The following is a 14088-nucleotide window of genomic DNA, read 5'->3' on the forward strand; positions in this document are numbered from 1 at the left end:
GTGAATGAAATATATGTTTTCGTATGTGACTACCGAGGGCGCGGTGAGAAAGGTCAATCAGGACTCTCTATTTGCCGCTGAGGCAGAGTTCGGCGGCGAGAATATCTTCTTTGCCGCAGTCTGCGACGGCGTGGGCGGACTTTCCTCGGGTGAGAAGGCAAGCGGCTATGTCTGCAAGCGCATGAACGAGTGGTTCGCTGAGGACTTTGCCGACCTTATGCGAAGGGGAGCCTCCATACTGAAGATAAGGGAGTCCGTCGATGACAGGCTCCACGAGCTCAACGACAGTATAAACGCCTATGCGGAAAAGCACTCCGCGGATATGGCGACTACATTTACGGGGATACTGATCATCCCTCAGCTGAAGCGTATGCTCATCGCTCACGTCGGCGACTCACGGCTGTATAAGATAACCGACGAGGAGATAAAGATACTGACCTCAGACCACTCAGTAGTGGCACAGGACGTCAGAAACGGCGTAATAACTGCCGAAATGGCTGAAACAGACCCAAGACAGAACCAGCTCACCAACTGTATCGGAGCAGGACTTGACGATACCTCCTACGATTACAGCATAGGAGAATACAGTGAGAATGAGTGCTATATGCTCTGTACCGACGGCTTCAGAAAGAAGATAACAGCGGACGAGATGCAGTTCCTGCTGAAGCCCTCAATCAACGAGGACGAAAAGATAATGTCGGGACATCTGGAAAAGCTGAAAAACAAGGTCATCAAGGGCGGCGAAAAGGATAACATCACCGCTCTTATGGTAAAGCTCTGCTGAAAGCGAGGAGATCTATTTGCTCAATAAAGGATTCGTCCTTGAAAACAGATACAAGATCGTCAATATTGCGGGTAAGGGCGGTACCTCCGTTGTATACAGAGCCGTTGACCTGAAAGCCAACAACGCTCAGCGTGCGGTAAAGGAGGTCATGAAGACCAACGGTGCCGACGCCTATAATGCAAGGCAGGAGTCACTGCTCATCAAGGAATTCTGCGAAAAGGACGTAAAGAACTCCTACTTCCCCAATATCATCGAGATAATCGACAACAAGCCCGAGGCTTTGTATATAGTTCAGGACTACATCGACGGCGTATCCATGGAAAAGCTCCTTGCATACGACCCATTCCGCCACAAGACCGTTCTCAGGTATGCCAAGGATATCTGCTCGGTAATGTCGTTCATACACAAGTGCGGAATGATACACAGCGATATGAAGCCCGACAATATCATGGTAGTAAGAAATTACGATGATTTTGAGAATATGAAGCGCTCCGACAAGTACGGAAAGCTCAAATTCATCGACTTCGGTTCCGTTATCGAAAGAAGACAGGGTACCTTTGCCTATACTCCTGCCTATGCCGCCCCCGAGCAGTTCAACAAGGAGGAACTGGACGAGAGGACGGATATTTTCAATATCGGCGCTACCCTGTATCATATGCTCACGGGCAAAAAGCCCCTGAACGTCTCTGCCAACGGAAAGCTGGTAAGCTCCGCCGAGAGGTTCACATTCGGAAAGGGCATGAACTCCGCTCTCGTCAGGATAATCAAGAAGTGCGTCAACGAGGACAGGAGCAAGAGATATCCCAGCTGTGACGAGCTCTATGACGCTCTATACAAGGCTGAGAACCATACCTACGCAAGAGCTGCGGGCATATTCGCAGGCATTGCGGCAGTATTTCTCGGCTTCTCATTCTTTGCAGGGACTATGGCAAACAAGAGCAGGAGCGAGGACTTCAACAAGCTGGTGGAAAGAGCCGAAAACTCCAACGAATACACCGAGAGGGCTGCTGCCTTTGAGGATGTCATAAATGCCGACGGCTCCTATGCCGACGCCTATCTGAAGCTCATAGAGCTTTACAAGACGGATATGGTATTCGACGAGAAGGAGACAGGTCAGATACTTACTCTCATAAACGAGAATATAAACGAGCTGAAAAAGGACCCGCAGTATGAGGAGGTAGCCTACGAGCTGGGCATACTCTACTGGTATTACTATTTCTACGGAAGCGAGGGCGACAGCACCAAGCAGAACGGAAGCACCACCGGCAGGATCGCCGCAGTAAAGTGGTTCAAGGAGGCTCAGACCGACAACTTCAAAAAGTACGACTCGGATAAATACGATATAGCAAGAGTTTACTGCGCTATCGGCGACTTCTACTCTCAGACCCAGAAAAAGGAGAACGAGCTGCTCAAGAAGAACTTCTCCGCTGATCTCTGGGCGAGCATGAATGAGCTGGATTCGCTTATAGAGGAGGCTAATGCAGGCTCGGAGATAATAATCCTCGAGACATACAAGACCCTCATAAACTTAGAAAACACCAACATGAACGATTTCGCAAAGTCGGGTATCTCCTATGACGAGCAGAGGAGCTTCCTTGACAACATCAAAGCAAAGACCGAGAAGATAAATGCCGTCGATGACCGTGCTGCGGAGGCTAAGGAGTACATCCTCAGCTTCTATGACAGGATCATCGAGAGCATCAACGGCTCGGAATAAGGAGGGACGGCATGAATTCTTTTTACTGGCAGCTGATATCACAGATATCTCTCGGTATCGGACTTGTGCTGCTCCTTATCGCAGTCATAATCACAATAAGATTCAGAGTCATATCAAATCTGGTCTCGGAGTTCACCTCAAAGGGCGTTACTGCCGAGAAAGGCTTGCAGACGCAATCTGTCAGCAGGTCAATGAGGGTCTCGGACGAGATATTTGCTGATGAGAACATCGACGATAACAAGGACGGGGATATTATCACCGTCGTTGTGGGACATAAACCCAAGGACAATATAAGTGACACCGTAGTAGTCGGAACGACTACGGGCGGTCAGAACGACTTCAGGATAGTCAGGAACATACTGCTCATAAATGCAGATGTGGACGTTATCGACAACGGCGGCAGAAAAAGATGAGATACGGACGATCAGCTGCTGTCTGCACAGGACTTATAATATGTCAGGCTGCGGTATGCACCATGCAGTCGCAGGCTTATGACGCTCCCTCGGGGATCGGGCTTTCACTTGGCAGCGCCGAGGTGGACAGGGCTTCTCTGGCTGAGAACGACCTTGTGGAGATACCCATATACATCAGCAACAATCCGGGTTTTACCTCGCTGAATATGATAATCGTTCTGGACGAGGGACTGAGGTTCGACGATGAAGTGGATGTATCTCTTACTGCCGACGGTTTTGCAGGCGTAAATATGTACCGCTGTGACGATTCGGGAAGAATGCTTTCAGCCTGCTTCGAGGTGCCGAAGAGACATAGGTTCACCGATGACGGCGAGATAGGAAGGCTCAGGATAAGAGTTGACGGAAACGTCCCTGACGGCTGGTACGGCGCTTCATTCGCTGAGAGCGGCGGAAACTTCAATATGAAGATATTCACATACAATGATATGGACGCGGAGTTCGGTGCCGAATGCTTTTCACTTCTGGAGGGCGGCGGCATCACAGTCGGAAATGCGGCTGCTCCCGTCAATGTGCAGGAGGAAAGACCTGCCGATAACGGAGATATACAGAGGTCTCAGCCCTCACAGGACACAGAAGCAGAGGAAAGCGGCTCTCCGCAGGAGAATACGGACAGTCTTGTCACTACGGCTGCTGCTGTGACTTCGGCTGTTACCGCTTCTGCATCTGTGACCACGACCGTTTCTTCATCAGCAGCGACAACTACTGCTGAGTCAACCACAATAAAAACATCAGCTTCTGCGGAAGCTTCTTCGACCACAAACGCCATACCGGGCGAGACCGAAACAAGAAAAAGGGGCGGACTGCCCTTTCCCGTTATTGCTGCGGCTGTCATCGCGGCAGCGGCGGCTGTAGGTCTGGTCTCGAGAAAAAGGAGGTAGATCGGGATGAATAACGGCATCTTTGATTTCAGGAAAAAAATAGCTTTTGCGGCAGCTCTTTTGTTCGTGTCGCATACGCTTTACAGTCTGCCTGCCGCGGAGGCAGCTGCGGCAGTTATGCCCACTGCCGATATGCACCCCACAGCGGCTCAGGAGGAAAATGAGCCCGATATGCAGACGGAGGAGTATACCGTTACCTTCGTCAATCATACTGTCAGCAAAGCGGACTACGCTCAGCTTGTATACAAGCTGTTCGGACCTGATGTAAGACACAGCTATGAGGACTGGAACGCCACAGGTACCATAACAGCAGCATACGGCGCAGAGCCGAGCAACGATAAAATGGCTGTCGGCGAGTATATCTACAAGAGAAATACCGGAAAGGAAGCCGAGCTGGGCGATAATAACATAGTTCTGGAGACCTATGCTGTCATAAACGGCAGGGAAGCCTTTGAGAATGAGGTGGAGTTCTCGGGGCTTGTTGAGGGAAGCTACTGTCTCATCGGCGGCGAGTTTTATGTGACCCCAAAGAACAACTACGTCATCGGCGGAGACACCGCGCCTCAGACCATAGCTGTAAACGGCAATATAAACCTTCAGAAGAAAAATGAGAATACCGATGAGGAGACCTACACCATTGCTGTTTCCGACAGCCTTGGATTTGATGTGGCGCCCAGAAGATTTACCATAAATACCGGCGGAGAAGATATCTCTATCTTCATGAACGGAAAATATTATCATTCGGGTTCGTCCTTCAAGTGGAAGGAAGCCGGCTCTATCATGCTGGGTTCGCTCTCAGCTGTCAGAATGACGGTTTACTGCGGAGAAGACAGCTTCACCCGCAGCACTGCCAACGGCTGGTTCAGCTTCTCGAATGTGCTTGCCAATGAAGCTATGGGATTCAGGAACAACGCTGATATAAGAGTCAGCATCGTTCCGAAACACGTTAATGTTGTTTTCAATTTTGAAGATGACGAGGAGCGCTCAGGCATAAGCAGGACTTTTGACGTAACAGGTGCGGGATCAGATGCCTGCTTCCGAGTTCCCTATCTTGAGGACGGCAATTACTACCTTGCTGAGTACGAATACGGCGGGACCGAAACCGTAAACGAAAGCACTATGTACGATGATATCGTCGCAGGCAACAGGTTTTTCAGCATTCCCGCAAAGGACGGCAACAATACCATAACCCTCACATACAGGAAGTTCGACCGATACGGGGATTATGACTATGAGCCCGAGACGGATATCACAAAGAGAAGCGATCACTGCTATACCATTGACAGCTTCCCGAGCAGCACACTTATGACATTTCCTCCCGAGTTCGGAGACAGTGTCATCGTATATGACTATTTCGGCGGCAGCAGCGCGGACGGTTCCAATTACGGAAAGTATCTGATCGACAGCAACAATAAGAAATTCATCGTAAACACCAATGTTATGAATGACCTGCATTTCTTCCTTGTAAAGGATATCCTCAGGAAGAATAACGGTGTCGTAAATGTGCTCGACGGAAGCATCTGCTTCTATATCGATAAGAGCGCTCCCTCCTCCGCGGCAAAGGACGCTGACACTGATCAGCCCATCGACCGCGATAAGTGGACGGGAAAGGACGGTCTGAGAGTTTCACTTGATGTTACTGATACAGAGGAATGTCCTCTTGCAGACAATTCCGGCGACAAGAACAGGGCGGAGTCGGTGCGTGAGGTATACGACAAGTATATCAACGCTCCTACGGTAAATAAGCAGGAGATACGCTCTGTTATCGTTGGAGATCACAGATTTGACAGACCCGAGGGCGGCTGGGAGACTGCCGATGCACTCAGCGGATATATCGAGAACAGTGAGATACTGACTGCTGAAAAGAAAGCAGTTGAACTCCTCAAGAATACCGATCTTGCGGAGCTTGGTGTGATAACAGGGGAGCAGGGCGACAGTTATTACTACTATAAGAAGCTTCTCAGGGAAGGCATCTGTGATGAGGTCGAAAAAAAGCTCAGCCCCGAGCTTGCTGACCTTGATACCAAGCTGAAGGCTCTCAAAAAGGAAAAGAACGATTTTGAGACAGAACGCGAGCTGGAGCTGGCAAAGGAAGCTGAGGAGAGAGATGCTGTCCTTCTCGAAAAGCTTGAGACCACGGGCGGCTCGATAGACAAGAAGATCACAAATGCTCAGAAGGCTTATGACGCAGCGGCAAAGGAAATATCAGAGTTCAAGTCAGCTGCTGACAGCTACAGAAATGCTGTTGCAAGGGCTGAGAGCAGCTATAAGTCGGTGCCTGTGCTGTCATTTGACGAGGAAAACCAGAAGTTCATCATTACTCTGAATGCCTCCGAGGCGTATAAGAACAGCATTTTCTCTGAGGAGATGCCCGTTTTTGCTGTGGACAACAGCGGCAATGAGGGAAGTGCAGACGAAAGATCGGACAGGATATACATAAACTACGACGGCGCAGCTCCCACTATCAGCGGCAGCAGCATAAACGTAAGCAATGCTGTTGAGAGACAGGGAACTGACGGAGTAAAGGAGTATATCCTCAGGGACGGAAGCGGTATCTCTGTCTCCGTCACTGACGACATCAGCGGTGAAGGCGGCGACATAAGCGGTATCGGTGTTGATTCCGTAATGTGGAAGCTGGGTGAGGAGACTCACGGCATGATATTCGCTGACGGAGAGTACAGAGACATCGTCAGCGCAAACGATATAAACGGCAGGAATCTTGTGTCGGATATCAGCATATATGCAAAGGACAGACTCGGCAATGCCGGAGAGCTCAGCAGTATGGACGCGGGCGAGAAATTCCGCATTATCATCGACTCGGCTATTCCCGAGGCGAATATCAGCGATATCTCGGACGAGGATAAGCGCCGGAAAGGTGACGGAAACAAGGTCTGGTACGGAGCGTACAGCGATGTAAAGATACAGCTCAGAGCTCTCGATCCCAATCCCGATGTGTGTTCGGGTCTGAACAAGCTCATTATAAGTATCAACGGCAGAACTACCGAGCTGAGGCTTTCTTCCTCGGATATAAGCGCAGAGGCGCTTGGAAGGGGAGAGTACTATATCTCCTTTGAGGAGGATACTGCGGAGGACAGCTTCAATGCATACCTCAGAAGCAGCACGGATGAGAGTTATATCATCCCTCTCGGAACAGGCTATTACAGACTTGGCAGGAGAGACGACGGAAGCTATGATACCGACTCTGCGGACAGCGGCGGTATCTCCGTTAAATTCAGAGCTGTGGATCTGGCAGGACTTGAAAGCTCCGAACACGAGCAGAAGGTATTCCTTGATCTGGAGGACCCCACCATCGAGGGCGTTTACTTCGGAGATGAAAATATTATCAATAATGAAGGCGGCGTGAAGTTCTCGGTGTTCTCGGCAGACGAGACCCGTTTGCGTATCGCAGTAGGCGGCAGGGTGCCGCTTTCGGGAATCAAGTCACTTACAGTGACTCTCAGGAATACAGATGGCTCTAAGTACGGTGAGGCAGCTGTTGAAAAAACAGGCACAAGAGAGTGGACAGCGGCTATTCCTGTGGATTTCCGTGGAACCGTCACAGTGTGTGCAGAGAGCAATGTACTGAGAAACTCCGATACTATCGAGACCTACGGCATCATTACAGAGAGCAGCGGTCAGCATGAAATGAATGCATCCGCTTCAGTGATACTGCCTCAAACCACTCACAGAGATAATAACAACAGACCGCTGTACAGCGAGGATATCGACATAAGGTTCGCAGTAACGGACGGATATTCCGGACTGAGCTCCATAACCGTAACTCCCTCTGTAGGCAGCGGCGATACAGTTACGATCAACAGAGACGGAAGCTTTGGCAGCGGAAATGCAGTCTGGAATGCCGACAGCACATACTATAACCTTGTAAACGGCATGACAGGCTCAATGCGTTTCAGCGGAAACAGCAACGGCAGCAGCGTTGTTCTCGGATATTCGGACAATGCAGGTCACGGCAGCGATAATGCTGTTGAGGCAGAGTTCAGCATAGACAAGACCGATCCGAGAGTGGACGTGGTCTTTGCCGATCAGAATAACGGCGGAGATCAGGATCACAAGAATATCTACCGCTCATCAAGAAGGGCAGTCGTTACCGTTACCGAGCGCAACTTCAGCGAAAGTCTGGTAAATGTCACTGTGAACGGCGCCGAAAGGACTCTCAGATGGGAGCTCACAGGCGGTACCGCAGGCACAGATACAGCACAGTACAGCGCTCCCATCGACTTTGAAGACGACGGTGTATACAACCTTGTCGTAAAGTGTACAGACCTTGCAGGCAGAGCTTCAAACGAGTTCACCTCCGAGACCTTCACCATCGACAAGACAGCTCCCACGCTCAATGTCGGCATTGACAAGAGCATAGAGAATGACCACTACTACCATGACAATATGACCATGACCCTGAGAATTACCGATGATAACTTCGATCCTTCGAGGATAAATGTTTCGGGAACTCTCAACGGAAGCGCAGAGGGCTTCCCGAAAATGTCGGACTGGACCGCTGTGGGCAAGGACCATGTGGCTTCCATAAGGTTCGACAGGGACGGTGAATACTCGCTGAACGTTTCGGGCAGAGATATGGCAGGCAATACCCTCGATTCTTACAGCAGCCGATTCTGCATAGACACCACCGCCCCCAAGATCGCTATCGGAGAGGTGGAAAAGGCTAACGGCGGTGATGAGATCAGACCGCGTATCCGCTTCAACGACACCAACCTCGACAGAGACAGCATAAAGATCACCCTTGAGGGCGCAAAGCGCGGAAAGAACCTTCCCTATGACGGCGAGTTCGTTGAGACCTCTGAGGGACTGGATTACGTCTTTGACAATTTCCCGGCACGAAAGAACTACGATGACATCTACACCATAAAGGCGAGCGCCAAGGATAATGCGGAAAATCAGCTGGAAACACAGGTCCGCTTCTCCGTAAACAGATTCGGCTCTACATTTGAGTTCGACGAAGATACACAGAAGCTGGCGAACAAGTATATCTCCAAGGAAAAGGACATTATCCTCACAGAGTACAACGTTGACAAGCACTCCGATAAGAGCACTGTATTCATCACCAAGGATTCTGAGATGATAGAGCTGACCGAAGGGGAGGATTACTCCGTTGAGCACGTCGGCGGCGGTAATGAGTGGTCTGAGTACAAGTATACTATCTACGCCAAGAACTTTGAGAGTGACGCAAGGTATACAGTATCAGTCCATTCTGTTGACGCGGCAGGAAATATCAATATCAGCGACTCTGATAAGAAACAGGCTGAGCTTACGTTCTGCGTTGACAAGACCAAGCCCCTGTGTATACCGATCAATATCAGCGATAACCGCGCATACAAGGGCGAGAACTACACAGCCCGTCTTTCTGTCACGGATAATATCGAGCTCAAGGGCGTTGAGGTGTTCATTGACGGAAACAGAGCGGCATCGAGGATGGACAATGATGAATGCGTATTCGATATCCCAAATTCTTCCCGTGCTCAGGATATAAAGATCGTTCTGACGGATATGGCTGATAACGAGATAGAATACACATACAAGAACGTTCTTGTTACCACAAACGTAGCAAGGCTCCTTGTCCGCAAGACATGGGTCAAGGTAACAGGAGCTGCGGCAGTTCTCCTTGCAGGAGCAGGTGCATTCCTTATCAGAAGAAGGAAGAAGAGACTGCTGTGATTTAGCCTTTAGCCCTTAGCCATCAGGAAGCGGCTTTGACGCTTAGTTATAGGGAGGATGATATCCGCCCTACTAACGGCTGAAGATGAGAATGAAGAATTAATGTGTTTGCTTCGCTCATAATGCTAAATATTGTCGCCGAAGGCGACACCACAACTCTAAACCCAGATCATTATAAAACACAATGCCCCTGAGCGTTTTTATAGCGCTCGGGGGTCTTTTTGTTGCAGGATATCAACATCGCTGCTCCTCACTTGCTTTATTATCCATTTTATGCTATAAGCGGCGAGCCGCCGCCCCCTGTTTCGCGGCAGCGCTTTGCTGCTGGGAACTCTTATGCCGCGTCCCTTGCTTTATTATCCATTTTATGCTATAAGCGGCGAGCCGCCGCACCCTGTTTCGCGGCAACGCTTTGCTGCTGGGGAACTTTTATGCCGCGTCCCTTGCTTTATTATCCATTTTATGCTATACTAATGTTTAGTGCGCCTTGCACTGAAATATCTTCACATTAGAAAAGGTGACCCGTTTGCAGAAAATAAAGTCGGCTCTGCCCTCACTCATATCCCTTGCTCTTGCGGCAGGAATGGTTGCGGCAGCGGAGCTTTTACATGAAAAGGAGATAATTTTCCCCGAGATAACCGCTATCGCCATAGGAGCTCTTGCGGCTCCGCGGCAGGTATGGAACACCTCACGGCTGAGGCTGCTGCTGACCATAACCGCCTGCGCTGCGGCAGGTGTGGGAGTAGTATGGCTGGTGCCCCTGCCCCTTGCGGCACAGATACCAATAGGACTTATCCTCGCATTTGCGCTGATAACCGCATCGGGAACCGAGTTCCTGCCTGCGGTGTCAGCCTGTGTGCTGCCCGTTCTTCTCGGTACAAGGAGTCCTGTCTATATTCTTTCCGTTATAGTCATGACATCTCTGATACTGGGAGTGCAGCTGCTCCTTGAAAAGGCAGGCATGAGGGAGAAATATGATTTCCGTCCCGTTGTACCCGACAGAGAGCTGCTGATACTCCGCGGAAAACAGATAGTATGCGCTTCAATGATATGCCTTATCCCTGCACTGTTCCACGAGATATTCTTCATAGCTCCGCCTCTTATCGTAGGATTTGCGGAGATGAGCAAGCCTGCATCAAAGCTGAGGGAAAAGGCACCCGTCACTGTGTGGCTTATCGCCCTTGCTGCGGCAGTGGGCTGCGCTTCGCGCTATGTGATATGCGTGACACTGGGACTTCCCCTGACAATTGCGGCTGTACTGTCCTGCGGAGCCATACTCATTGCGGTAAATACCGCAAAGCTCTATTTTCCGCCCTGTGGAGCGGCTGTAACACTGCCCTTCATCATTCCCGAGGCAGCTCTGCTGAAGTTCCCCTTTGAGCTGACCGCAGGCTATGTTGTGCTTACTGCGGCAGTGTTCCTGTTCTTCGGCGAGAGACCGCTTGCTCCCGTAAGGAAAATAGCTGCGATAATACGCAGATAAGACTTGACACAGGGGAGAAATAATGGTATAATATTTCTCGGAGTCCGCTCCCGACAGTTCGTTTGCGCCATCCTGTCGTTAAACAAAACCAGGGCATCTGTGAGTGCAGGGATACTGCGCTCTTAATGTGATACAGATGCGTCTGCCCATGGCAGGCGCTTTTTTGTTGATATTATCATGAGGTGAAGAAATGTATTATCTGAAAACTTCCGCTGAGTTCGACAGCGCACACTTCCTTGCAGGCTATAAGGGCAAGTGCGCCAATATCCATGGTCACCGCTGGAAAATCGAGGTGACAGTAGCTGCGGACGCTCTTATTGAAAGCGGCGAAAAAAGAGGTATGGTCATCGACTTCGGTGACCTAAAGCACGAGGTAAGGGCTCTTGCAGACAGCTTTGACCACGCGCTTATATACGAGACGGGTTCGCTGAAGGAGACCACTCTTGCGGCGCTCCGCGATGAGGATTTCCGCCTTATAGAGGTGGCTTACCGCCCCACAGCCGAGAACTTCGCGAGGGACTTCTTCGGCTCACTGAGAGAAAAGGGACTTCCCGTAAAGACCGTCACGGTCTATGAGACTCCCGAAAACTGCGCTGTATTTGAGGAGGGGATATAATGCTGCCCGTAGTTGAAAAATTCGTGAGCATAAACGGTGAGGGCGCTCACGCAGGCGAGCTTGCGGTGTTCGTGCGCTTCCGCGGCTGTAATCTTAACTGCTCATACTGTGACACAAGCTGGGCTAACAGCGGGAATGCTCCTGCGGAGTTTGAGACTCCCGAGGAGATAGCCGACTGGGTAAGCAAAACAGGAGTCCATAATGTGACCCTGACAGGCGGCGAGCCCCTGCTGCACAAGGAGTGCGCCGAGGTCATAAGCCTTCTCATGGAGAGAGGCTGCCGCGTGGAGATAGAGACCAACGGAAGCATTGCCCTTGACAGACTGGCTGAGGCAGAACACAGACCAGTTTTCACCATGGACTATAAGCTGCCCTCAAGCGGCATGGAGGAGTTCATGTGCAGGAACAATTTTCGCCTGCTGAACTGCCACGATACGGTGAAGTTCGTTTCGGGCAGCATGGAGGACCTTGAAAGAGCTGCGGAGATAATTGAGCAGTACAGGCTCACGGAGCGCTGCCATGTGTACATCAGCCCCGTTTTTGGCGAGATAGAGCCTGCGGACATAGTTGAGTTCATGGAGGAGCGTAATATGAACGGAGTAAGGCTCCAGCTCCAGCTCCACAAGTTCATCTGGGAGCCTACAAGGAGGGGAGTTTAATGGACAGGGAAAAAATCGAATATCACGTTCTCGGACTTCTCGAAGCCATAGGCGAGGACCCGAACCGCGAGGGACTCAGGGAGACTCCTGCCCGTGTGGCGCGTATGCTTGAGGAGGTCCTTGAGGGAACTGCATATACAAATCATCAGATAGCCGAGATGTTCGGCAAGACCTTCGACGCGGAGGGCGATCCCGATATGGACAGCGCTGTGGTCATGAAGGATATTACCGTTTTCAGCTACTGCGAGCACCATCTGGCTCTTATGTACGATATGAGCGTGAATGTGGCGTATATCCCTCACGGCAAGGTGCTGGGACTGAGCAAGATAGCCCGTATCTGTGATATGGCGGCAAAGCGTTTGCAGCTTCAGGAGCGTCTCGGAAAGGACATCGCAGAGATAATCTCCGAGGCGGCAGGTACTCCCGACGTAGGTGTCATGATAAGAGGCAGCCACAGCTGCATGACCGCAAGAGGTATCCGCAATGCCGAAGCAAAAACGGTGACGGGTACGTTCATGGGCGCATTCAGAGACAGCTCTGAACTGAAAGAGCTTGTGAAGTTTGACTGAGGAGGATACTATGAAAGCATTGGTACTTTTCAGCGGCGGCGTTGACAGTACGACCTGTCTTGCCATCGCTGTTGATAAATACGGAGCGGACGAGGTGCTCGCGCTGTCTCTTTACTACGGACAGAAGCACAGCCGCGAGCTGGAAGCCGCAAGAAAAATAGCTGCACATTACGGAGTAAAGCATAAGGAGCTTGATCTGGCGCTGATATTCGCTGACAGTGACTGCACTCTGCTGAAAGGCTCAGAGGGAGAGATACCCAAGGAGAGCTATGCGGTGCAGCTGGAAAAGACCGACGGCAAGCCTGTCTCCACCTATGTGCCCTTCAGAAACGGACTTTTCCTTGCTTCTGCGGCGAGCATCGCACTGTCAAACGGCTGCGAGGAGATATACTACGGCGCTCACAGCGATGACGCCGCAGGCAACGCCTATCCCGATTGCAGCAGCGATTTCAATGACGCCATCAACCGCGCTATCTATCTGGGAAGCGGCGGAGAACTGAGGGTAACGGCTCCCTTTATAGGCATGAACAAGGCTCAGGTCATTGCAAAGGGACTGGAGCTGGGAGTTCCCTATGAGCTTACATGGAGCTGCTATGAGGGCGGCGACAAGCCCTGCGGAGTGTGCGGGACCTGCCGCGACAGGATAGCTGCATTCAGAGCAAACGGTATCGACGACCCTGCCATGAAAGGAGAATAATATGAGCGGAAGGACCGAAAACGAAAAGGGGAGCATAACTCTCCTCGGCAATAACAATACAAAGTATTCCTCGGACTACGACCCGTCGGTGCTGGAGACATTCCCCAACAAGCATCCCGACAACGACTATTTCGTAAAGTTCAACTGTCCCGAGTTCACAAGTCTGTGTCCTATCACAGGACAGCCAGACTTTGCTTCCATTTACATATCCTATATCCCGGGCGAGAGAATGGTGGAGAGCAAGTCTCTGAAGCTGTATCTGTTCAGCTTCCGCAACCACGGCGACTTCCATGAGGACTGCGTGAACATCATCATGAAGGACCTTATAAAGCTTATGGAGCCCAAGTACATTGAGGTATGGGGAAAGTTCCTGCCCAGAGGCGGCATTTCCATTGACCCCTACTGCAACTATGGCATGGCAGGTACAAAGTGGGAGCAGCTGGCGTGGGACAGACTGGCTCATCATGATATGTATCCCGAAAGTATAAACAACAGGTGAAAAAAGCCCCTGAGTGTTAACC

General features: G+C 50.8%; 11 protein-coding genes. All 11 read left to right on the top strand.

Annotation, left to right across the window (positions count from 1 at the left end; all coding sequences use genetic code 11):
* Window positions 1–4: 4 nt before the first annotated feature.
* The 11 genes from DSZ37_RS03675 to queF all read left to right on the top strand — a co-directional run bounded on the left by DSZ37_RS03675 (window position 5) and on the right by queF (window position 14066).
* Window positions 5–784 (top strand): PP2C family protein-serine/threonine phosphatase, encoded by a 780-nt coding sequence (locus tag DSZ37_RS03675; protein ID WP_109725611.1) that lies wholly within the window; start codon window positions 5–7, stop codon window positions 782–784.
* Between the two features lie 16 nt (window positions 785–800).
* Window positions 801–2501: a serine/threonine-protein kinase gene (locus DSZ37_RS03680; protein WP_164168863.1), complete on the top strand. Its 1701-nt coding sequence runs from the start codon at window positions 801–803 to the stop codon at window positions 2499–2501.
* An 11-nt stretch (window positions 2502–2512) separates the two neighbouring features.
* Window positions 2513–2914: a hypothetical protein gene (locus DSZ37_RS03685; RefSeq protein ID WP_109725613.1), complete on the top strand. Its 402-nt coding sequence runs from the start codon at window positions 2513–2515 to the stop codon at window positions 2912–2914.
* Window positions 2911–3852: a hypothetical protein gene (locus DSZ37_RS03690; RefSeq protein ID WP_109725614.1), complete on the top strand. Its 942-nt coding sequence runs from the start codon at window positions 2911–2913 to the stop codon at window positions 3850–3852. Before DSZ37_RS03685 ends, DSZ37_RS03690 begins: the two co-directional genes overlap by 4 nt.
* Before the next feature lie 6 nt (window positions 3853–3858).
* Window positions 3859–9543, top strand: a complete 5685-nt coding sequence (locus DSZ37_RS03695; protein ID WP_109725615.1) for an Ig-like domain-containing protein — start codon at window positions 3859–3861, stop codon at window positions 9541–9543.
* A gap of 526 nt (window positions 9544–10069) precedes the next feature.
* Window positions 10070–11026: a hypothetical protein gene (locus tag DSZ37_RS03700; RefSeq protein WP_109725616.1), complete on the top strand. Its 957-nt coding sequence runs from the start codon at window positions 10070–10072 to the stop codon at window positions 11024–11026.
* 190 nt (window positions 11027–11216) lie between these two features.
* The gene (queD, locus tag DSZ37_RS03705; protein WP_109725617.1) at window positions 11217–11642 is read left to right on the top strand and encodes a 6-carboxytetrahydropterin synthase QueD; all 426 of its coding nucleotides are present in this window, start codon (window positions 11217–11219) and stop codon (window positions 11640–11642) included.
* Entirely contained in the window at window positions 11639–12301 is a 663-nt protein-coding gene (gene queE, locus DSZ37_RS03710) for a putative 7-carboxy-7-deazaguanine synthase QueE (RefSeq protein ID WP_207655904.1), read from the top strand. The genes queD and queE overlap by 4 nt, the downstream gene beginning before the upstream one ends.
* Window positions 12301–12870, top strand: coding sequence for a GTP cyclohydrolase I (gene folE / locus DSZ37_RS03715; protein ID WP_109725619.1), 570 nt, complete (start codon window positions 12301–12303; stop codon window positions 12868–12870). The genes queE and folE overlap by 1 nt, the downstream gene beginning before the upstream one ends.
* Before the next feature lie 10 nt (window positions 12871–12880).
* Window positions 12881–13567: a 7-cyano-7-deazaguanine synthase QueC gene (gene queC / locus DSZ37_RS03720; RefSeq protein ID WP_109725620.1), complete on the top strand. Its 687-nt coding sequence runs from the start codon at window positions 12881–12883 to the stop codon at window positions 13565–13567.
* A gap of 1 nt (window position 13568) precedes the next feature.
* A complete protein-coding gene (queF, locus tag DSZ37_RS03725) occupies window positions 13569–14066 on the top strand; it encodes a preQ(1) synthase (protein WP_109725621.1) in 498 nt (165 codons plus the stop codon).
* Window positions 14067–14088: the final 22 nt, after the last annotated feature.

It is taken from the genome of Ruminococcus flavefaciens (assembly GCF_900116855.1).
In the GTDB taxonomy this organism is placed as follows: domain Bacteria; phylum Bacillota; class Clostridia; order Oscillospirales; family Ruminococcaceae; genus Ruminococcus; species Ruminococcus flavefaciens_R.